The sequence below is a fragment of the Sulfurirhabdus autotrophica genome (genome assembly GCF_004346685.1).
Lineage (GTDB): Bacteria > Pseudomonadota > Gammaproteobacteria > Burkholderiales > SMCO01 > Sulfurirhabdus > Sulfurirhabdus autotrophica.
The window spans coordinates 38,229-60,452 of record NZ_SMCO01000016.1; the positions used below are offsets into that span (position 1 = coordinate 38,229).

Consider the following 22,224-nt stretch of genomic DNA (forward strand, 5'->3'; position numbering starts at 1 on the left):
ATATAAGCCAAATCCCTCCCCCGTATAAGGGAGAAGGAAGCACTTAACTTTCACAGTTAGTGGCGGTCGTGATTACACGCTCACCACACTCCGCGAACCATTGCCTTATGTTCCTCCACCGTGAAACTCAACCCCCGGTTGATTCTCCGGCAAATCCGCTATCATCAGGTCATGCCGGAATTTTTGCATATCATCCAGTTTAACCCCTGCCAGTAAGGATTTTGCATCACGCAGAGCAGACTCTAACAAGGCTGCCGCAAGTGCGTGCTCTTCCTGGCCCAGAGTTTGCGATAATGCCCGTAGATCGTAATCAAAGTCTTTTTTAACCGGCACTGCCAACGGCCTTGTTGCAGCACGCGAACTCACAGAAACTTTAGCGCTTTCACCCTCAGGGGTTTGCAGTTTCCGCATTAGCGTTGCGATATGGCTTGATACGGGGACGCCAGCGGTTGCGGGTTTAAGTTTGATCTTGTTGATGAAGTAGTTTTCAAAATCCACTTTGGCGAGATGCACCCATTTACCTTCTTTGAGCCAATTGATGTTGCGTAGTGGAATCTGTGGCTCTGAATGATACAGTGCACCGGATTTGGACATGTCAGTCAGCCACTTGGCACGGATAGGTGCTGGACTGGTGAGCGCCTCCCCTTTCAGCGTTGCTTCTATGTTACGCACAGCGGCATCCACTTCATTTTGAATGGTATAAACGGAATCAGGCGCGCCTAATGGTAACGGTGATTTGGATACGGAAGGATGTGCGCCGCACACGCCCACTGCGTAGATATTAGGGTAGGCAGTACTGCGCAGGTATTCATCCGTTTTCACAAAACCACGTTCATCAGTCAGGCCGGTGCTATCGCGAAGCGCATGAATACCTCGGAAAGCGGCCCAATAAACAGAATAGGCGAAAGGCACATCACTTGTACGGGCTTCATTTCCCAGTGCATCGCATTCTGCAATATGCACCACACCCGACTCTATCTTTTTGGTTTTTACATTGGTGAGATAGGTAATATTCCGGGCGGCAAGTGCTTCTTCCAGTAAGCGGCGCGTATCACTTTCTATACCCAAACCGAGGTGCCCTACATAGGGTTCAGGGGTGATCAGTGTAATTGGTACACGGTCCCGAATATTGCGACGGCGCAGATCAGCATCGACCAGAAAAGCAAATTCATACACAGGGCCAATGATCGATGAGTTTTGTACTGCTCCAATCACAATCGGGCCAGGATTTTTCACAAACTCCTGATAGTCCGTAAAGGATTTATGGGCATCTTCCATGTGTACAACAGAGTGAACATAGCCTTTGTCGGGGTCCAGTCCTTCAATTTCATCAAACGCCGGCTTAGGGCCTGTAGCCAGTATCAGGAAATCGTAAGCCAGCTTTGTGCCATCTACCAGTTCTACCTGGTTATTGGCACCATCCACTTTTTTCAGCGCTTTAGGGATAAAATCGATACCTCGATCTGCCAGACAGCGGCCAATAGGAAACGAGATGTCTTTCGTATCTCGCCACCCCATGGCAACCCATGGGTTGGACGGTACAAAATGAAAATAATCCTTATCTGAAACCACTGTGACCTTATCCTGCGGGCCTAGCCTGTTTTTGATGGCGTAAGCTGCAGGAACCCCTGCTATACCTGCTCCTGCAATTACTACATGTGTCATGACGATCTCCTTTGGTGCGATGTTTAAGTTAACCCGCTACTGCACGAGAGGCGTCTTCGCGCCTTCTAATTCCACTCCTTGAATATTAGCTTGTCCTACCAGAATTTTTAGGTATTGTTTGAGCGCGCGAGCGCGAACTTGCTCAGCCAGATAGTGCGCGAGCTGATCTTTAATCATGTCAAACGGCAGTGTGCGGCCCTCTGCACTACGCTCAACCCGGACAATATGCAGCCCGAAACGGGTTTCAACCAGCTTGGGCGAAATTTCTCCGGCTTCAAGGCTGAAAATCACCCGTTCAAATTCCGGAACAGTTTGCCCTTTGGTCAACTGGCCCAGGCTGCCACCCACTTCTGCCGAGGTGCAGTTGGAATAAGTACGTGCCAGTTCTTCAAATTGCGCTGGTTGCGCCAATGCCTGCTGAAGAATTTCTTCAGCTTTACCCCGCAACGCATCCAGGGGGACATTGGGTGTGACCTGAAACAGTATATGACTGGCTTCTACCAGATCACCATTGCGGAACTGATCGAGATTCTTGCGATAATAGGTTTCGCATTCTTCGTCGGTCGGAACCGGTGATTGCACTTCCATTTCGATCAATCGATCAATAAGTGCATCTTCGATCAATGATTCTGCATCTTCAGCCTGGGAGGTTTCCAGTGCCCGCAGTTCTTCCTGGGCCATGGCAACTTTGTTACGTGCTGCCTGCAACAATACTTCACGCAGCACCAGTGCTTCTACCGCAGCTTTAACGGGCGCAGGTGCATTGGCATGGTGCGGCAACTCGCGCTCTACCGCTTCATCTGTAATTTCAACATCATTGACGCTGATACCCATGATTCTTTCTCCATGATTCAGGTTGCTTTTATGAAACTTAATTAGTTCTCATCCGGATACACATGCCCCCCCATTTGACGGGGAGGACCAAGGAGAGAGGGGTAACACCTTGACGCTTACCTCCCCTCTCCCCAATCCTCTTCCAAAAGGGGCGAGGGAGTTATGGCATTTCCGGATGGAAACTCATGAACTCTTGGGTGCGGCTAACGTCCAATAGCCGGTCCCTGGATTAACCACGCTGCCTGACAACCTGGTAACTACGCACCAGATACGAGACGGCACCAAAACCACTCCACACATGCACCAGACGGGTGAACGGGAAGAGCACAAATACCGTCATACCAAAGAACAGATGCAGCTTGTAGATAAATGGCACAGATACCAATGCATCCGCCGCACCAGCACGGAAGGTAACAATATGCTGCGCCCAGTAGCCAAGCTGCAACATCACGCCGCCTTCTCTATGCTGCAGTGAAAACAGGATACTGATCAATCCAAGTACCAGGGTGGCAAATATCCAGAGCAGGATAATGATATCCATCGGCTTGCTGGTGGCCAGAATGCGTGGGTCTGTCAAACGGCGATGCGTCAGCAGGGTAATCCCCACCAGACAAATAGATCCCGCAATACCCCCACTGATAATCGCCATCATCTGTTTGTTCGGTGTAGAAAGCCCTAATCCCTCGTACAACCAGTGAGGGGTAAGCAGTCCGGCCATGTGCCCGAAAAACAGAAATAACACGCCAATGTGAAACAACGTACTACCCAGACGTAACTGTTTACCACGCAGCATTTGACTGGAGTCACTCTTCCAGGTGTATTGCTCACGGTCGAAACGAATCAGGCTACCCAGTAAAAAGATGGCGAGGGCCACATAGGGGTAAATCCCGAAAAGCAGATTATGTAAGTAATCCATGACTTGATCTCCTTAATGACAGTTCAGTTTGCGCCGCCAGCAGCTGCAGCGGCTGCTTTGCGGGACTCGGGCATACGTACATAGGCCGTTTGCGGTTTCGGCACCATCAGCGGTTCGGTGCCATCGGCTGTTGGCCCAAACTGGATGATGGTTTCTTCCATTTCGCGAATCGGGACTTCCGGCAATGGTTTGGCTTCTACAGGCGACATCCCTTCCAGCACTTTAAATACAGTGTGGTACGGGCTATTGTTGCCTTCGAGCTTGCGACCAATCAGCGCCAGCACATCCACTGCCTCACTTAGCATTTTGATAGCATCCTGATCCGGCAGCTGGGAAAGATATTCCAGAAACAGCGGGACATAATCCGGCAGTTCGGCGGCATCCATATCCAGCCCGTGTTTACGGTATTCCTCAATCAGGTTCACCATCGCCGAACCACGATCACGTGACTCACCATGAATATGCTCGAACAGGTGAAGGGAGTGAGAAGGGTTGCGATCAAACGTACCTACGTAAGTTTGCTCAGCTTCAAGCAATGTCTCCGCACGCAGTGACTGAAACAGATCAGCAACTTGTTGCTTTGCTGATCCGTTCTGTCCTTTTTCTTCCTCCAGAACGGCCTCCATCAAATCCAGCTCATTCACCCATTCAGCCTGCGGGTAGCTCAACAACAGCGAAAGAATTTTAAATGTTTTCATGATGATGCTCCTTCCAAGTCTTTTTTCTTCCGCGACTTTGGCATGTCAACGAAAATCATTGAACCCTGTTTTTTGGTGCCAAACAGACTGGTTTCAGACGTGCCATCAGAACAGGCATTACCGAACGAGAATCCACAACTGCCTTTCTCGTCGAAGGTGTCTACCACTTCTTCACGATGGCCGCTTGGAATCACAAAGCGATCTTCGTAGTTGGCAATAGCCATATAACGATACATGTCATTTACCTGCTCTTCTGTCAGACCAACCTGCTGGAGTACCGATGTATTGGCTACGCCTTCCACCGACTTGCCCCGCATGTAGGCACGCATGGCCAGCATACGATCCAGCGCAGTAACGATCGGCGCTTCTTTACCGGCAGTCAGCAAATTAGCCAGGTATTTAACCGGGATACGCAATGACTTGGTGTCCGGAATAATGCCGTTCATACCCATCTGGCCGCTTTCTGCTGCGGACTGAATTGGCGAGAGGGGTGGAACGTACCAGACCATCGGCAATGTCCGATATTCCGGATGCAGTGGGAAGGCAATTTTCCAGTCGATCGCCATTTTGTAAACCGGCGATTTGCGTGCGGAGTCCAGCCATGCTTCTGGCACGCCATCGGCACGCGCCTGTGCGATGATCTTGGGATCATTCGGATCCAGGAACAATCGCAACTGCGCTTCGTACAAATCTTTTTCGTCAGGAACGCTGGCTGCCGTCTGAATCTGGTCAGCGTCATACAGCAACACACCCAGATAACGAATCCGGCCTACGCAGGTTTCGGAACAAACAGTCGGTTGACCAGCTTCAATCCGTGGATAGCAGAAGATGCACTTTTCTGCCTTGCCAGACTTCCAGTTATAGTAAATTTTCTTGTAAGGGCAACCGCTGATGCACATGCGCCAGCCGCGACATTTGTCCTGATCTACCAGCACGATACCGTCTTCTTCACGCTTGTAGATGGAACCGGAAGGACAGGAGGCTACGCAAGTGGGGTTCAGACAGTGCTCGCACAACCGTGGCAAGTACATCATGAAGGTGTTCTCGAAGGTCGAGTACATTTCCTTCTGTACATTGTCGAAACACTTGTCGCGACCGCGGGAGGAGAACTCGCCACCCAGATCGTCTTCCCAGTTTGGACCCCATTCAATCTTGTCCATTTTCTTGCCGGTAATCACGGATACAGGACGTGCTGTAGGTGGTGTTTCCGACAATTTGGCATTTTGCAGATGCTCATAGTCGTAAGTGAAAGGCTCGTAATAATCGTCTATCTCAGGCAAGTTGGGGTTGCCGAAAATGTTGGCCAGAATGCGCCATTTAGCGCCCTGACGGGGCTCAATGGTGCCATTGCTGTTGCGCTTCCAGCCGCCGTTCCAGATATCCTGATTTTCCCACTGTTTCGGGTAGCCAATACCTGGTTTGGTTTCTACGTTGTTGAACCAGACATATTCCACACCATCACGCGAGGTCCACACGTTTTTACACGTAACAGAGCAAGTATGGCAGCCGATACATTTGTCCAGATTGAGCACCATTGCTACTTGGGCACGGATTTTCATTTTGCAGCCTCCTTGCTTTCGTCCAGTGGGCCTTCCATCCAGTCCACATTTTTCATTTTGCGAACAATCACGTATTCATCACGATTTGAACCCACCGTTCCGTAGTAATTGAAACCGTAGGAAAGCTGTGCATAACCGCCAATCATATGCGTTGGCTTGGTTACCGTGCGTGTCACACTATTATGAATACCGCCGCGATAGCCGCTGGTTTCTGCACCTGGGACGTTGATGATTTTTTCCTGTGCGTGATACATCAGCGCCATGCCCCGTGGCACACGCTGGCTGACCACAGCGCGAGCGGTAAGCGTACCGTTCACGTTATAGACTTCAATCCAGTCGTTATCCACAATGCCGGTTTCCTTCGCTTCTACTTCCGAAATCCAGACATGAGGGCCACCGCGGGATAACGTCAGCATGCGCAAATTATCCGTATAAGTACTGTGGATACCCCATTTCTGGTGCGGCGTGATCCAGTTCAAAACGAGCTGCTTGTTGCCGTTACCCATTTTATCGATCACCGGCTTGACGGTTTTGGTGTCAATAGGCGGTTTGTAAACACAGAGCCCTTCACCAAAATCCAGCATCCATTTGTGATCCTGATAGAACTGCTGACGTCCTGTCAGAGTACGGAATGGAATGTACTCATGAATATTGGTGTAGCACGCGTTGTAGCTCACATGTTCAGATTCCAGCCCGCTCCAGGTGGGTGAAGAAATAATCTTGCGAGGCTGTGCCTGCACATCACGGAAACGGATCTTGTCATCTTCACGCGGAATTGCCAGATGAGTGTGATCAAGCCCCGTGATTTTAGACAACGCTTCCCAAGCCTTCACTGCAACCTGACCATTGGTTTCCGGTGCCAGCATCAGGATCATTTCACAGGCGTCAATCGCTGATTCAATTTTTGGCAAGCCTTTGCTGATACCTTCTTCCTGCACCGTGTAATTAATTTCGGCCAGTTGTTTGACTTCGCTTTCGGTATTCCAGGAAATGCCCTTACCGCCATTACCCACTTTGGTCAGTAGCGGCCCTACTGAAGTAAACTTCTTGTAAGTGTCTCCATAATTACGTTCCACGACTGTCATGTTAGGCATGGTTTTACCGGGAATTGCCTCGCACTCGCCTTTTTTCCAGTCTTTCACGCCCATTGCCTGGCCTAACTCGCTTGGGGTATCGTGCATCAGCGGGGTCAGTACCAGATCTTTCTGCGTACCCAGATGGGTTGCAGCCAGTTCGCTGAATTTCTTGGCGATGGCTTTGTAGATTTCCCAGTCGGACTTGCTTTGCCAAAGTGGCTGCACTGCTTCGGACAATGGATGGATGAAAGGATGCATATCTGAGGTATTCAGATCGTCTTTCTCATACCATGTGGCGGTTGGCAGTACGATATCGGAATACAGGCAGGTGGTAGACATACGGAAATCCAGTGTCACCAGTAAATCCAGCTTGCCTTCAGCACCTTTGTCATGCCATACCACTTCCTTCGGCTTAGCTTCACCCAGTTCCCCCAGATCAGGGCCAAACACGGCGTTTTGTGTACCCAGCAAATATTTCAGAAAATACTCGTGACCCTTGCCGCTGGAACCCAGAATATTGGAGCGCCATACAAACAGGTTACGCGGGAAGTTTTTAGGATTGTCCGGATCTTCACAGGACAACTTCAACTCGCCGCTTTTGAGTTTCTCTGTCGCATATTTAACAGGATCCATACCCGCTGCTTCAGCAGCTTTTACCACATCCATCGGGTTGGTTTGAAGTTGCGGTGCAGAAGGCAACCATCCCATACGTTCTGCTTTCACGTTGAAATCAATCAAACGATAGTCGGCAGCGGTCGCATCGCCTGTTGGAGACAGAATTTCACCCGTATCCAGTTTCTCATGACGCCATTGGCTGGTATGAGCATAGAAAAAGGACGTACCGTTCATCTGACGGGAAGGACGGTGCCAATCCAGACCAAATGCCAGTGGAGCCCAACCGGTTTGCGGACGCAGTTTTTCTTGCCCCACATAGTGTGCCCAACCGCCGCCAGACTGACCCACGCAACCGCACATCATCAACATGTTAATGATGCCGCGATAGATCATGTCATTGTGGTACCAGTGATTCAGCGCAGCACCTACTATCACCATGGATTTACCATGGGTTTTATCGGCGTTGTCAGCAAACTCACGGGCAACAGTGATAATGTCAGCGCGCTTTACCGTGGTATGTTTTTCAGCCCAGGCCGGTGTATACGGTGTCATATCATCATAACTGGTGGCCACATTACCGCCACCCAACCCGCGATCAATCCCGTAATTGGCTAACATCAGATCATATACAGTAGCGACTTTAACGTCAGTACCATGCACACTGATGGTTTTCACCGGCACATTGCGCACTTGTACATCATTCGCATCGGTACCACCAAAATAAGGAAAACCAATACCAACGACGGTGTCGCCATGATCTTTCAAACTCAGCTGAGGTTTGATTTCCTCACTCGAACCGGCATCGCGCATTTCCAGGTTCCACATGCCGCTCTGGCCCCAGCGAAACCCAATGGAACCATTAGGCGCAACCAGATAACCGGTTTTCTCATCAATGACGATGGTTTTCCAGTCCGGATTATTTTCTTGCCCCAGACTGCCATCCAGATCAGATGCACGCAGGAAACGATCAGGCACCAGTGTGCCATTGAAATCTTTCAACATGACCAGCATGGGCATGTCGGTATATTGGCGGCAATAATTGTTGAAATATTCGCTTTGCTTGTCTACGTGAAACTCTTTCAGAATCACGTGGCCCATGGCCATGGCTAAAGCGGCATCTGTACCTTGCGTCGGTGCCAGCCAGATATCTCCAAACTTGACCATCTCGCCATAGTCACTGGAAACAGCAACTGTTTTTGTTCCCTTGTAACGTACTTCAGTATAGAAATGCGCGTCCGGTGTACGGGTTTGTGGGATATTGGAACCCCACACCATGAGGTAAGTGGAATTATACCAGTCAGCGGATTCAGGCACGTCTGTCTGCTCGCCCCAAACCTGTGGAGAAGACGGAGGCAAATCGCAGTACCAATCATAGAAAGATAACGGTACACCACCGATCAACGACAGATAGCGTGAACCAGCTGCGTAACTCACCATGGACATGGCTGGAATGGGTGAAAATCCCATCACACGGTCCGGACCGAAGTCCTTGATCGTATAGACATTGGAAGCGGCTATCAGCTCGGTTACTTCATCCCAGGTAGCCCGCACAAAACCACCCTGACCACGTACTGACTTATATTTCCTGGCGGTTTCAGGATTCTGGCTAATTGCCTTCCAGGCTTCTACAGGCTCCATAGTTTTACGGGCTTCACGCCATAATTCCATCAGACGACCGCGAATCATCGGGTATTTCACGCGCTGTGCGCTATACACATACCAAGAGTAACTGGCACCACGGGGGCAGCCGCGTGGCTCATGGTTTGGAAGGTCTGGACGAGTACGCGGGTAATCTGTTTGCTGGGTTTCCCAAGTGATCAATCCGTTCTTGACGTAGATCTTCCAGCTACAAGAACCGGTACAGTTAACACCGTGGGTAGAACGCACGATTTTATCGTGTTGCCAGCGCTGGCGATAACCGTTTTCCCAGCTTCTGTCTTCGTTTGTCACCACGCCGTGTTCACCGGAGAAGTTTGCGACATTCTTTTTAAAGAATGACAGTCTGTCTATGAAATGGCTCATTTAATTACTCCTGAACGTTATTCTGTTACGCTTTTTAGCAAGGCATCGCTGCATTTTTACGGGAATAGAACCACCAGGTGACCACCAGGCAACTCACATAGAAACTGATAAAGCCGTAAATTGCTGCGTCTGCCCCGCCTGTCAAGGCGATGGAAGTTCCAAACATTTTTGGAATAAAGAAAGCTCCGTAAGCAGCAAAAGCAGCGGTAAAGCCCAGCACAGCAGCGGCTTCCTTATTCGCATCCTTGATAGCCTGTTCTTCGGCAGCTTTACCTTTACCGGCCACTTCTCTTTGACGCTGGGTCATGAAAATCACAGGGATCATGCGGAAAGTAGAGGCATTACCCACACCGCTGGCTGCAAACAGGATCATGAACATGGTAAAGAACATCCAGAAATTGCCACCGACACCGCCATGGGGAAGAAAAACAATCACACCATACGCAGCACACGCCATGATTAAAAATGTCCAGAACGTTACCGAAGCACCACCCAGTTTGTCAGCTACCCAGCCTCCAGCCACACGTGCTAAAGCACCTACCAAAGGACCCAGAAAGGCGTATTGAGTCGGGTTGATATCAGGAAACTGGGTTTTGGTTAACAACGCAAAACCAGCTGAGTAACCGATAAATGAACCGAAGGTCCCAAGGTAAAGCCAGCACATAATCCAGGTATGCGAACGTTTGAAAATAACAGCCTGCTCAGCAAAAGAAGCCTTTGCTGAAGCCAGATCATTCATGCCAAACCATGCTGCCAATGTAGATACAACGATAAATGGCACCCAGATAAACCCAGCATTCTGTAGCCACATATCCTTGTGTAAGTCACCTTTGACCCATGCTTGAGGGTCTCCACCCAAAGCACCAAACACTCCTGCAGTAATTACAACAGGCACTACAAACTGCATCACAGAAACGCCCAGATTACCTAAACCGGCATTCATCCCCAATGCCATCCCTTTTTGGGATTTAGGAAAGAAAAAGCTGATATTTGCCATGCTGGATGAGAAATTCCCACCGCCAAAACCGCACAACAGGGCCAAAATCAGGAAGGTCGCATAGGGAGTTGTGGGATCCTGAACAGCAAACCCGATTCCCAGCGCGGGTAATAGCAAGGAGGCGGTACTGATAGTGGTCCATTTACGACCACCAAAAATCGGCACCATGAATGAATAAAAAATACGGAGCGTAGCGCCTGAAAGACCGGGCAAAGAAGCCAGCCAGAACAATTCGTTGTTATCAAATTTGAAACCCACATTAGGCAGATTCACTACCACCATGCTCCAGACCATCCATACCGAGAACGCCAGTAGCAACGCGGGAATGGATATCCACAAGTTTCTCGTGGCGACTCCCTTGCCTTCCTTTTCCCAGAATGCTTTATCTTCTGGTTCCCATTTTGTAATTACGTGAGATGACATACCAACCTCCAAATGATTTGAATCAATCAAAAACCTGTTTATTCAAGGAAATCCACTGCCTTACGTTTTTTTTCCCGCGCAGCATATACGGGACGCACTTCCGCAAAATACATCCACATCAAAGACACCCACACCACGCCAAACATCAACATAAATGCAGAGGAACGAATACCAGTGAGGTCTACCAGCGCGCCAAATGCGATTGGCAGAAAAAAACCGCCCAATCCACCCACCAGCCCAACAATGCCGGATATCACACCAATGTTATGTGGATACTCATCAGAGATATATTTGAATACAGAGGCTTTACCGAAAGCAAAGGACACACCCACCACAAACATGAGAATCGTAAACATGGTGGGATTTAACCCGATGTGGAAAGTTTTAGGCCCACCTACTGTCACGATGGTGAATTGGGTTTGCGGGTAAGAGAGGAAAAACAGCGCCACCAGCGAAACCCACATCACCCACCATGTAACGGTGTGTGCACCAAATTTATCGGAGAGGTAACCACCAAAAGCACGCAATACACCGCCAGGTAAAGAAAATGCAGCAGCCAGCATGGCAGCCACTTCAATGTGGAAGCCATATTCTGCAACGTAGTATTTGGTCATCCACAATGCCAGCGCGACATACCCGCCAAACACGATGGAGTAGTACTGGCAGTAGCGCCATACACGGGGGTCTTTCAGTGCGTGCAACTGTTCCCGCACGCTAATTGACGTACTGACTTTGTGCTCGGGATCTGTAAAGGTAAACATCCAGAAAACCAGGGCGGTGATGAACATTGCCACTGCATAAACTTTAGGCACCATTTCCCAACCGAAGGCCAGTAAAATGGCTGGCGCAACAAATTTTGTCAGCGCAGCGCCGGAGTTTCCGGCACCAAATATCCCCATTGCAAAACCCTGCTGCGTTTTTGGAAACCACCGGGCAACATAGGCGATACCCACTGAAAATGATCCACCAGCCAGGCCAACAAACAGACCTGCCACCAGAAAATGCCAGAATTCAGTAGCCTGAGAAATCAAGTAGATAGGTAATACTGTGGATAGCATGAGCACGAAAAACACAATTCGCCCGCCAAATTTGTCTGTCCACATACCAAGCGGAAGTCTGCTCAATGCACCTGTCAGCACTGGCGTCGCAACCAGCAGGCCAAACTCGGTTTCATTCAGGCTCAGCATTTTCTTGATTGGAATGCCAATCACTGCAAACATCATCCATATGGCAAAACATACCGTAAAGGCAATGGTGCTGGCAGTTACTACGGAGATTTGTTGTTTACTTAAAGCCATTTTTACTCCTCTACCCGTTTCAGGATATTTTTATCTTAAATATAATTTAATTGCAGTCTAGGCCGCTTCTATTCAATAAACCAGTGTGCAAGTAGTTGACTAAAATAGAAGGAATACCACTAAAGTGGTATAGTGAAAATGCACTAACCTGTTGGTATACTGTTACTTTTAGAATTCACAAGACCAACCCACACAATGAAATTTTCTTTGGTGGTACTTCTTCTGCCCCTGCAATTCAATTTGGTTTTTACCGGTTATTTGATATGAAAATTTTCAACAAGCTTTTTGAACGTTCCCTGCTGCTGCGTCTTGGCATTGCCATGGCCGCGATTACGCTCCTTGGCGTCATTGGCATGGCCAGCTCCATCATCATTGCCGGCATTACACAGGGCAGCGCCGAAACCATCAACGTAGCAGGCTCACTGCGGATGCAAAGCTACCGCATGTCTAGCCTGGTCTTGATTGCACAAAGAAACGATTCAGCAGAAAACTGGCGAAATGTCGAGAATGCCATCCAGCGCTTCGAAAGTACTTTGCAAAAACCAAAATTACGAATGATTTCAGTTTCAGAATCTCAGGATAATCTGTCTCCGAATGCCAGTTATCAAGACATTATGCTGGATTGGCAATCCAGCATAAAACCTCGGATACAAGCCTTCGCCCCCAACAGCCATTCAGTTACTTTCGCCGAAACTTCCAAGCGAGACACGGAGTTAGTCAATGAAATAAACGATTTCGTGGTAAAGATAGATAACTTGGTCCAGCAATTAACCCTGCAAGCCGAAAATCGTATCGTTATGTTAAGTACAATTCTCGGCATTTCCCTGTTTTCCACCTTGATAGTGGTGTTTGCCACCATGTACGTGATGTACACCGATGTATTCACCCCATTGCGCGATCTGCTCTCCTGTGCGGAACATGCCGGTAAAGGGGATCTCAGTGTCCGGTCCCAACATACGGGTGAAGACGAACTGGGTCGACTGGGTGAAGCATTTAATGCCATGGCTGAAGATTTATCCAAAATGTACCAGAACCTCGAATCCAGAGTCGCTGAAAAAACAGCTGATCTGGAGCGCAGTAATCGCTCTCTGGAACTGCTCTATCATTCCATTTCAAGACTCTACGATGCGCCCATTGCAAAAGACTCTTATGTCGCCTTGCTCAATGACATTGAACATTTACTGGGTGTCGGTCATGGCATTACCTGCCTGATCGAGAACGAAAATGACCAGGCTGCCGTATTGGCTTCGACACTTGAACCAGGCAAAGGCAATATCAACATTTGCACACTGACAAATTGCGCCAAATGTTTGGAGACGACCATGCTGCATGTTCGACACTTGGGTGAGCACCAGGAAAGGCAGATCTTGGCTATTCCTTTGCATGACCTGGAGAAACAATATGGCATCATGCAGCTTGAAATACCCAATAACAAACCGCTTGAGCCATGGCAAACCACCTTGCTGGAAGCATTGAGTCGACACATAGGCATTGCAATTGGTACCGGTAAACGATCAGAGCAAAACCGTCGCTTATCTTTACTTGAAGAACGTGGATCTATCGCTCGTGAATTGCACGATTCACTGGCCCAATCCCTGTCTTACATGAAAATTCAGGTCAGCCGTCTGCAAACCATCATGTCAAAACACAATGGTGCAGAAGACGCAAATCAAGTACTCAGCGAATTACGCGAAGGCTTGAACAGTGCCTACCGGGAGTTACGAGAATTGCTCACCACTTTCCGCTTAAAAATCGAAGGGGATGGATTGATCCCCACGCTTGAAAAAACCACCCTGGAATTTACTAAACGTGCAGGCATTCCTATTCAGTTTGATGCTTCCCTCAATGGTTGGCATTTATCCGCCAATGAAGAAATTCACATCATGCAAATCGTGCGTGAAGCGCTCGCGAATATCACCCACCATGCCAAGGCACAGCACGCCTGGGTTAGCATCACCCATATCGCAGACAACACGATTTCAGTTAACATTGAAGATGATGGGGTGGGAATTTCCACCAAACGCGCTGATACGCATCACTACGGTACGTCCATCATGCAAGAACGCGCGCGCAGCTTAGGCGGCACTTTGAAGATAGACCAGCGGGAAGGAGGTGGAACGCATGTCAATTTAAGCTTTCGTTCCGGTAACCGATTTATCCCCATCCAACCACTTCAGGACAACCTTGCGACATGAATCAGGTAATACATCAAACCATATTGATCATTGACGACCATCCCTTGTTTCGCAAAGGGGTCATCCAGTTAATTCAAACAGCGGAAGAATTTACCATCGTCGGAGAAGGTTCCAGCGGCGAGGAAGGCATCGAACTTGCCTATGACAAACAGCCTGACATGATCCTGCTGGATCTCAATATGAAAGATATGTCGGGCATAGATGTACTGAAAATATTGAAGGCAGCAGGTATTGAATCACGCATTATCATGCTGACCGTTTCCGACAGCGCCGACGATCTCATTGATGCCCTGCGTGCTGGTGCAGATGGCTATTTGCTAAAAGACATGGAACCGGAAGACTTACTCGCCAGCATTCGTTCCGCAGGTCAGGGTCAAATGGCGTTAAGTAATAGCCTGACGGGGTTGCTCGCCCACGCCCTGAAGGCAGAGAGCCGTCCCAAAAGCACTGATGAGGCAGGCTTAACCGACCAGGAAGGTAAAATACTGGATCATATCGCCACAGGAAAAAGCAACAAACTGATTGCCCGTGAACTCAATATTACCGAAGGTACGGTTAAAGTCCACGTAAAACATTTGTTAAAGAAACTGAATCTTAAATCACGCGTTGAAGCGGCCGTCTGGGCAGTGGAAAAAGTTAGAAGAGCTTAAAGCAAGCATCACTTTGCAACCGGATTCCAACTATCTATTTGCACATGTAAATTAATTGCAACGCCCATTATTCTTGAAAAGCTTTCATATTTTCCAGACACATCTATCATGAATGATCTAGCTTAGAATCAATATGAAGCTGTATTTCCTTGCCAATCCAATCTTCCTGATACAAATCAGGCTTTATTCTGGAAGGTGATACTAAAGTTTTAAGCCCAGATTCCGATATAAACAGATGCGAGCACAATTTAACGATGCTACAAATATTGCCATCGTAAAAAAAACTTAACTTTTTGCAGAGCGGCTCTTGCGAACGGATTAACCATAGTTAAATCTGCAAATCCTAATACAAACTGGTGCACCATTAAGGCTATCAATCAATTGGTTAGTTTTCAAAAGAACAAAACCATCATCACAACGACACTGCAAGTCCTGTTGCTTATTACAGTCATTGCCGGCATCAAAATGGTGTCCACCTCAAACTGGCAGTTTGCACCGGAAGATTACATCCTGCTGCTGTTTTTCATTGCTGGATGGATGCTGATTATTAGACGCGCCCTTACCTTCAAAACACAAAATTACACAGACTGGCAAAAAACCAGCGCAGAATTTGAGCAGCTAACCCAGAAAACCCAAGGGCTCTTTAATGATATGGCGCGTGAATTCAATGCTCAGTTTAACGAGGCCAAACATGAGCTGACCCAACTCAGAGTCCTTCTGGAAGATGCTATTCACAAATTACTCACCAGCTTTACTGCTATAGAAAATCAGACGCGGCAGCAGCACGCTATTTACTTGAAGCTAACAGAGAACATCAGCCATGAAAAGCTGATTGAAACTGAAAGCAGTGCCAACAATGATGCTCTCGTCGCGCAAATCGGAACATTATCAGAGCAAACCGGACAAAATGTACGTACCACCATTACCTCATTACAGTTTCAGGATCTGGCAGCACAAATTATTGCCCACGTAAGCAATCGGTTAGACTCCCTCGAAAGCATCATGAAAAACATTTCAAATGTTCACATGACACTCAACCAACATGATTCGGATAACTTAAGCAACTTGATTCAGAATCTGAATCACTTCAAGAAAGCGATCAACGAAGCCTCAGAACTGATCAGCAAAGCAAAATACAATCCGGTCTCTCAAACTCATATGGGCGCAGGTGACATTGATTTGTTTTAACCGTTTTATATTATAGAACTTTTAACTTAACGCACGCTAACGCCAATAAAAGGCACAGGGACTAACACAATGGCAAAAACGATTCTTGCAGTTGACGATTCAGTATCCATTCGTCAAATGGTTGCTTATACGTTAAAAGGAGCTGGTTACAATGTCGTAGAGGCAGTCGACGGACAAGATGGGCTGGACAAAGCCAAGTCACAAACCATCAACCTGGTGCTCACAGACCAGAATATGCCAATAATGGATGGACTTACGCTCATCAAAACCTTGCGCACATTACCAGAATACAAAACCACCCCCATTCTGATGCTGACCACAGAAGCAGGTGAAGCCATGAAAAGCCAGGGCAAAGCTGCTGGTGCAACCGGATGGATGGTAAAACCCTTCGATCCGGAAAAACTGATTGAAGTTGTCAAAAAAGTCATCGGTTAAATTCACCCGACGATAAGGATGATACCGGTTTGCAAAAACGCATCACACCACTGATACCCTGCACGAAAATGCTGGGATTAAAGGCATGAAATGACCATTGATATGAGTCAATTTTATCAGGTGTTCTTCGAAGAAACCGCAGAACACCTGAAAACCATGGAAAGCCTGCTGGTTGATATCGATGTTGCTGCGCCCAGTCTGGATGACCTGAACGCGATTTTTCGTGCTGCCCATTCCATCAAGGGCGGAGCAGCCACCTTCGGCTTCAACGACATGACCGAAGTAACGCATATTCTGGAATCGCTGCTGGACAGGCTGCGTAAGGAAGAACTGCCGCTACGCACAGAAATGATAGACGAATTTCTAAAAGCTGGCGATATACTCAAAGCGCAACTGAATGCCCATCAGAATGGTGGCACAGTAGAACAGTCCGTGATCTCCGAAGTGTGTCGAAAGCTGGATGCCCTCGCAAAAAAAACGGCTGAACAGGTTGCCATTGAAACACCTGTAAATACCTCTTCTGCAACCGACACAGCGCCCACAAAAAAACATTACCATATCGAGTTTACCGTTGAACCCGAGATCAATCTGGACAATCTTTTTGCTGAGCTTTCCGGTTTAGGCAACCTGAAAATCATCCAGAATGGCGCTGCCTTATCCCCATCCTTGTGGCAAATCGAACTGTCCACCTACGCCGACTCAGCCGAATTGCTTGATACCATCGCTTACTTTACCAAGCCCGATCAGGTTGATATTCAGCTACAACCTCAAAGCAGCGAGGATGAAAGTTACGGTTTCTTCACTTACAGCGAAACAGCGGATTCAGACCCCGGTTATGGTTTTTTCACGCATATTGAAACGCCGCAGGATACTCCCGCTGAAAATACCAGCTACGGTTTTTTTACTGAAATTACCCCTGCCCAGGTCACACCTGATGAAGATGCCGGTTATGGATTTTTTACTGATATTGAGGAAATAAAAGCACAGCCTGCACAAACGCCCCCTCCAACAACAACTGCCTCGCAAGTGCAAACTACACCTGCAGCCACCCCAACTGCTGATACGTCTATCCGGGTCAACATAGACAAAGTTGACCAACTCATCAACCTGGTTGGTGAGCTGGTCATTACCCAAGCCATGCTGGCTCAAGCAGCTTCTACTGTCGATCCTGTCATTTACGAAAATCTCATGACCGGCATGGCACAACTGGAACGCAACACCCGTGATCTGCAAGAGTCCGTCATGTCGATTCGCATGCTGCCGATCAACTTCGTTTTCAGCCGTTTCCCCAGGCTGGTTCGGGATTTAGCCTCCAAACTCAACAAGCAGATTGAACTGAAAACCATCGGCGAAGATACAGAACTGGACAAGGTGCTAATAGAGAAACTCGCCGACCCCCTCACCCATTTAGTCCGTAACAGTCTGGATCATGGAATTGAATTACCTGAAAAACGCATCGCAGCGGGTAAAGACCCCAAGGGCACCATCACCTTGCGCGCTTTCCACCAGGGTGGCAGCATCATCATCGAAGTCAGCGACGATGGTAGCGGCTTGCATCGCGACAAAATACTGGATAAAGCCAAAGAACGGGGTTTATCTGTAACAGACAACATGCCTGACCAGGATGTCTGGCAATTGATTTTTGCACCCGGATTTTCCACAGCCGAAGAGGTCACGGATGTTTCTGGACGTGGCGTGGGCATGGATGTTGTGAAACGCAATATCCAGGAAATGGGCGGACGTGTTGAAATCCAGTCAGAAGCAGGCTGGGGCTCTAAAATCACCATTCGTCTACCTCTTACACTGGCGATACTGGACGGCATGTCCATTGGCGTGGGCAAAGAAGTATTTATTATCCCTCTCGCCTTTATATCAGAGTCCTTGCAGCCTGCTCCAGCCGACATCAAAACCGTCACGGGCGAGGGTCAGGTTGTACAGGTACGTGGCGAATATCTGCCCCTGATTGCACTGCACAAACTGTTTAACATGCGGCCTAAAGTAACCGAACCGAGTCAGGGCATTCTGGTGCTGCTGGAGGCAGAAGGCAAGAGAGTCGCACTATTTGTAGACGAACTTCTGGGCCAGCATCAGGTAGTGATTAAAAGTCTGGAGACCAATTTCCGCAAGGTTCCGCACGTTTCAGGCGCTACCATCATGGGGGATGGCCGTGTAGCGGTCATACTGGATGTCGCTTCGCTGGTTACAACCAGTACACAGAATAAAGATTAAGGAGACAGACCATGCAGACATCACAAGAAACCAGAGTTGATGCCAGCACAGGCAACACCAACGAGTTTCTGACCTTTACTTTGGGCAAGGAAGAATATGGCATTGATATTCTCAAGGTACAGGAAATTCGTGGCTATGATGCAGTCACCCATATTGCTAATACCCCGGAATTTATCAAGGGCATAATTAACTTGCGCGGCATTATTGTCCCTATAGTGGATATGCGCATCAAGTTCAAACTAGGCACACCCGTATATGACCAGTTTACGGTTGTCATTATTCTGAATGTTGCCAACCGCGTTGTTGGCATGGTGGTCGATGGTGTTTCAGATGTGATTACACTTCCCGCATCACAAATTCAGCCCCCACCGGAATTCGGAGCCGCCATGGATACCCAGTACATAGTGGGGTTAGGCACATTTGAAGAACGCATGATCATACTGGTGGATATTGAACGGCTCATGACCAGTAGAGAGATGGAACTGGTAGACAACGTTGCAATCTGATCGCCAAAAATTAAAATTTAACCTGTTAAAGGGAACCACAAAATGCGCATGAACATGCCTGTGACCAACAACGAATACGTGCTGACAGAAAACGATTCCGTTGTTTCAAAAACTGACCTGAAAGGCGTTATTACCTATATCAACCAGGATTTTCTGCGGGTAAGCGGATTTACCTCGCAAGAATTGATAGGGCAACCTCACAATGTTGTGCGGCACCCGGACATGCCATCAGAAGTGTTCGCCGATTTGTATGCCACTCTGAAATCCGGCAAGCCCTGGACCGGCATGGTCAAAAATCGCTGCAAGAATGGTGATTTTTATTGGGTGCTGGCCAATGCTACGCCAATCCGGGAAGGCAACCAGGTCATAGGTTATATGTCCGTGCGTAGCAAGCCCAGCCGCAACCAGATTGAAGAAGCATCCCGAGACTATCAGTTATTCCGGGATGGCAAAGCCGGCAGCATGAAAATTCAGGAAGGAAAAGTCATCAAACCCAGCATCGCCGCGAGACTCAATCTTTTCAGGAATAAAACCATTAAATCCCGTCTGATATTAGTCATGGGGTTATTATCAGCCCTGCTGATCCTGATTGGCGTCATGGGAATGATGGGCATGAGCACGGCAAACCATCGCCTGCAATCAGTCTACGAAAACAATGTGATCCCCATCGGACAACTGGACACCGTTATTCGTAGGATGAACCGCAATCAGATTAATATCTTGCAATCCCTCGCCAATCCGGAACCGGCCTCAATAACCAAATATACAGATGAAATTTATCAGAATAAGGAAGTGATAACTAAGGCATGGGATGGCTATATGGAAACCACCCTCACGCCTCAAGAAAAACAACTGGCGGAAAAATTTATAGTTGATCGCACGAAGTTCCTCAAGGAAGGATTAGATCCAGCAGTTACGGCTTTGCGTGCCGGCAAACTCAATGAAGCGAAACAAATCTTTGAGGAAATAGCGTTACCGGATTTTGCGCCTGTTCGAGAAGGTGCAGACGCCCTGATCAAACTTCAGCTCGATATTTCCAAGGAAGAAAATGACATTTCTAAGCAGCGCTATACTACTACACGCAATATCGCCATCTCACTCATTACGGCAGGGCTGATCATTGCACTATGGATTAGCTTCTTCCTGATCCGCGCCATCGTGAAACCATTGGAAGAAACAATCAGTTACTTTAACAAAATCTCTGAAGGCAACTACAACAATAAAATTGAAGTTACCAATAATGATGAAATTGGCAAGGTACTGAATGCTCTGCGTTCCATGCAGATCAAGCTGGGATTTGATGTTGCCGAATCAAAACGCGTCGCTAACGAATCCCTGCGCATCCAGACAGCATTGGACAATGTGACTACCAGCGTGATGATTGCCGACAATGAGCGCAACATTATTTACATGAACCGCTCTGTTCAAAACATGTTCCGTACTGCCGAACAGGATATTCGCAAAGACCTGCCGAATTTCAGCCTCGCTGGTCTGAAGGGTGGCAACATTGACGGCTTTCACAAGAATCCGGAACATCAGAAACAACTATTGGCAACTTTCACTTCTACCTACCGCGCTACCATCTTGATGGGGGGGCGCACATTCGCCCTCACCGCCAACCCGGTAATGAATGATCGGGGCGAACGCCTTGGGGCTGTTGTGGAGTGGCATGACCGCACCGTTGAAGTAGCTACCGAACAGGAAGTGGCGAGAATTGTAGAGGGTGCGGTCATGGGTGACTTCAGCAATCGCATGGACATAACTGACAAAACCGGCTTCTTCAAGCAGCTGGGTGAAGGTGTCAATCAGCTCATGCAAACCAGTGAAACAGGCCTCAACGAAGTAGTGCGCATGTTGGGCGCGCTTGCACAAGGCAATCTGACTGAAAAAATATCCAATGAATACTTCGGAACATTTGGCCAGCTCAAAGATGACTCCAATGCTACGGTAGAAAAACTCAAGGAAATTGTTACCCTGATCAAAGAATCCACCGATGCCATTAACACAGCATCAAAAGAAATTGCAGCGGGAAATAGTGACCTGTCACAACGTACAGAACAGCAAGCCTCTTCTCTGGAAGAAACAGCTTCCAGCATGGAAGAATTAACATCCACTGTGAGACAGAATGCTGATAATGCCAAACAGGCAAACCAACTGGCCAACGGCGCATCTGAAATTGCTGTGCGAGGCGGTGCTGTCGTTAACCAGGTAGTTCAGACCATGAGTGCCATCAATGATAGCTCTCGCAAAATCGTAGACATCATTTCCGTCATTGATGGCATTGCCTTCCAGACCAACATTCTGGCGTTGAATGCTGCCGTTGAAGCAGCCCGTGCCGGAGAGCAAGGCCGCGGTTTTGCTGTGGTCGCTGGCGAGGTACGCAACCTGGCGCAGCGTTCCGCAGCGGCTGCAAAAGAAATCAAAGGCCTGATTGGTGATTCCGTAGACAAAGTGGAAGGGGGAACCAAACAGGTGGAAGAAGCGGGCCGCACGATGCAGGAGATTGTCACAGCGGTGAAACGCGTCACCGACATCATGGCTGAAATTTCTGCCGCTTCCATGGAGCAAAGCGCCGGCATTATGCAAGTCAATCAGGCTATCACACAGATGGATGAAGTGACTCAGCAAAACGCAGCACTGGTTGAAGAGGCTGCTGCTGCCGCAGAATCGCTCGAGGAACAAGCGCAATCATTGGTTGATGCAGTCAGTGTCTTCAAACTGGAAGAATTCACAAGCTACCGGGGCGCACCCAAGCAACTCGCAGCCCCCAGGCACGCCCCCATTCAGCCCCCTGCCCGTTCAACCAGAAAACCTTCAGCAAAGTCTCTTCCCCCTGCCGAAGACGAGTGGGAAGAATTTTAATGAAGGCCATACTCGATTCTCGAAACGAGTATGGCAACTTAAACAAACCGGCAATC

General features: G+C 48.3%; 15 protein-coding genes. 7 read left to right on the plus strand and 8 right to left on the minus strand.

Features of this window, described 5'->3' with window-relative positions; genetic code table 11:
* Positions 1–105: 105 nt before the first annotated feature.
* From EDC63_RS13885 to EDC63_RS13920, 8 genes are all read right to left on the minus strand, one after another.
* Positions 106–1,665, minus strand: a complete 1,560-nt coding sequence (locus tag EDC63_RS13885; RefSeq protein WP_132920946.1) for an NAD(P)/FAD-dependent oxidoreductase — start codon at positions 1,663–1,665, stop codon at positions 106–108.
* 36 nt (positions 1,666–1,701) lie between these two features.
* Positions 1,702–2,499, minus strand: a complete 798-nt coding sequence (locus EDC63_RS13890; protein ID WP_124947132.1) for a peptidylprolyl isomerase — start codon at positions 2,497–2,499, stop codon at positions 1,702–1,704.
* A gap of 229 nt (positions 2,500–2,728) precedes the next feature.
* On the minus strand, positions 2,729–3,415 hold the full coding sequence (gene narI, locus EDC63_RS13895; RefSeq protein WP_124947133.1) for a respiratory nitrate reductase subunit gamma: 687 nt from the start codon (positions 3,413–3,415) through the stop codon (positions 2,729–2,731).
* Positions 3,416–3,438: 23 nt separating this feature from the next.
* Positions 3,439–4,113 carry a nitrate reductase molybdenum cofactor assembly chaperone gene (narJ, locus tag EDC63_RS13900; protein WP_124947134.1) on the minus strand — a complete coding sequence of 225 codons (675 nt, stop codon included), beginning with the start codon at positions 4,111–4,113 and terminating at the stop codon, positions 3,439–3,441.
* Positions 4,110–5,672 carry a nitrate reductase subunit beta gene (gene narH / locus EDC63_RS13905; protein WP_124947135.1) on the minus strand — a complete coding sequence of 521 codons (1,563 nt, stop codon included), beginning with the start codon at positions 5,670–5,672 and terminating at the stop codon, positions 4,110–4,112. Before narH ends, narJ begins: the two co-directional genes overlap by 4 nt.
* A complete protein-coding gene (locus EDC63_RS13910) occupies positions 5,669–9,385 on the minus strand; it encodes a nitrate reductase subunit alpha (protein ID WP_124947136.1) in 3,717 nt (1,238 codons plus the stop codon). Before EDC63_RS13910 ends, narH begins: the two co-directional genes overlap by 4 nt.
* Before the next feature lie 34 nt (positions 9,386–9,419).
* Positions 9,420–10,805: a NarK family nitrate/nitrite MFS transporter gene (locus EDC63_RS13915; RefSeq protein WP_124947137.1), complete on the minus strand. Its 1,386-nt coding sequence runs from the start codon at positions 10,803–10,805 to the stop codon at positions 9,420–9,422.
* Between the two features lie 38 nt (positions 10,806–10,843).
* On the minus strand, positions 10,844–12,103 hold the full coding sequence (locus EDC63_RS13920) for an MFS transporter (protein WP_124947138.1): 1,260 nt from the start codon (positions 12,101–12,103) through the stop codon (positions 10,844–10,846).
* Positions 12,104–12,366: 263 nt separating this feature from the next.
* On the opposite strand from EDC63_RS13920, the gene EDC63_RS13925 reads away from it, so the two are divergent.
* From EDC63_RS13925 to EDC63_RS19095, 7 genes are all read left to right on the plus strand, one after another.
* Positions 12,367–14,298: a histidine kinase gene (locus EDC63_RS13925; RefSeq protein WP_124947139.1), complete on the plus strand. Its 1,932-nt coding sequence runs from the start codon at positions 12,367–12,369 to the stop codon at positions 14,296–14,298.
* On the plus strand, positions 14,295–14,948 hold the full coding sequence (narL, locus tag EDC63_RS13930) for a two-component system response regulator NarL (protein WP_124947140.1): 654 nt from the start codon (positions 14,295–14,297) through the stop codon (positions 14,946–14,948). Before EDC63_RS13925 ends, narL begins: the two co-directional genes overlap by 4 nt.
* 381 nt (positions 14,949–15,329) lie before the next feature.
* Positions 15,330–16,136, plus strand: a complete 807-nt coding sequence (locus tag EDC63_RS13935; RefSeq protein WP_124947141.1) for a hypothetical protein — start codon at positions 15,330–15,332, stop codon at positions 16,134–16,136.
* Between the two features lie 69 nt (positions 16,137–16,205).
* Complete coding sequence (locus EDC63_RS13940; RefSeq protein ID WP_124947142.1) at positions 16,206–16,571, plus strand: response regulator; 366 nt, start codon at positions 16,206–16,208, stop codon at positions 16,569–16,571.
* 90 nt (positions 16,572–16,661) lie between these two features.
* Positions 16,662–18,800: a chemotaxis protein CheW gene (locus EDC63_RS13945; RefSeq protein ID WP_124947143.1), complete on the plus strand. Its 2,139-nt coding sequence runs from the start codon at positions 16,662–16,664 to the stop codon at positions 18,798–18,800.
* A gap of 11 nt (positions 18,801–18,811) precedes the next feature.
* Positions 18,812–19,306: a chemotaxis protein CheW gene (locus tag EDC63_RS13950; RefSeq protein ID WP_124947144.1), complete on the plus strand. Its 495-nt coding sequence runs from the start codon at positions 18,812–18,814 to the stop codon at positions 19,304–19,306.
* A gap of 42 nt (positions 19,307–19,348) precedes the next feature.
* Positions 19,349–22,168 carry a methyl-accepting chemotaxis protein gene (locus tag EDC63_RS19095; protein WP_124947145.1) on the plus strand — a complete coding sequence of 940 codons (2,820 nt, stop codon included), beginning with the start codon at positions 19,349–19,351 and terminating at the stop codon, positions 22,166–22,168.
* Positions 22,169–22,224 lie beyond the last annotated feature (56 nt).

Coding starts and splice junctions, on each gene's coding strand:
- EDC63_RS13915 (WP_124947137.1), bottom strand. CDS start 10,805: ATGTCATCTCACGTAATTACAAAATGGGAACCAGAAGATAAAGCATTC.
- narL (WP_124947140.1), top strand. CDS start 14,295: ATGAATCAGGTAATACATCAAACCATATTGATCATTGACGACCATCCC.
- EDC63_RS13885 (WP_132920946.1), bottom strand. CDS start 1,665: ATGACACATGTAGTAATTGCAGGAGCAGGTATAGCAGGGGTTCCTGCA.
- EDC63_RS13910 (WP_124947136.1), bottom strand. CDS start 9,385: ATGAGCCATTTCATAGACAGACTGTCATTCTTTAAAAAGAATGTCGCA.
- EDC63_RS13940 (WP_124947142.1), top strand. CDS start 16,206: ATGGCAAAAACGATTCTTGCAGTTGACGATTCAGTATCCATTCGTCAA.
- EDC63_RS13920 (WP_124947138.1), bottom strand. CDS start 12,103: ATGGCTTTAAGTAAACAACAAATCTCCGTAGTAACTGCCAGCACCATT.
- narJ (WP_124947134.1), bottom strand. CDS start 4,113: ATGAAAACATTTAAAATTCTTTCGCTGTTGTTGAGCTACCCGCAGGCT.
- EDC63_RS13890 (WP_124947132.1), bottom strand. CDS start 2,499: ATGGGTATCAGCGTCAATGATGTTGAAATTACAGATGAAGCGGTAGAG.
- EDC63_RS13945 (WP_124947143.1), top strand. CDS start 16,662: ATGACCATTGATATGAGTCAATTTTATCAGGTGTTCTTCGAAGAAACC.
- narH (WP_124947135.1), bottom strand. CDS start 5,672: ATGAAAATCCGTGCCCAAGTAGCAATGGTGCTCAATCTGGACAAATGT.
- EDC63_RS19095 (WP_124947145.1), top strand. CDS start 19,349: ATGCGCATGAACATGCCTGTGACCAACAACGAATACGTGCTGACAGAA.
- narI (WP_124947133.1), bottom strand. CDS start 3,415: ATGGATTACTTACATAATCTGCTTTTCGGGATTTACCCCTATGTGGCC.
- EDC63_RS13925 (WP_124947139.1), top strand. CDS start 12,367: ATGAAAATTTTCAACAAGCTTTTTGAACGTTCCCTGCTGCTGCGTCTT.
- EDC63_RS13950 (WP_124947144.1), top strand. CDS start 18,812: ATGCAGACATCACAAGAAACCAGAGTTGATGCCAGCACAGGCAACACC.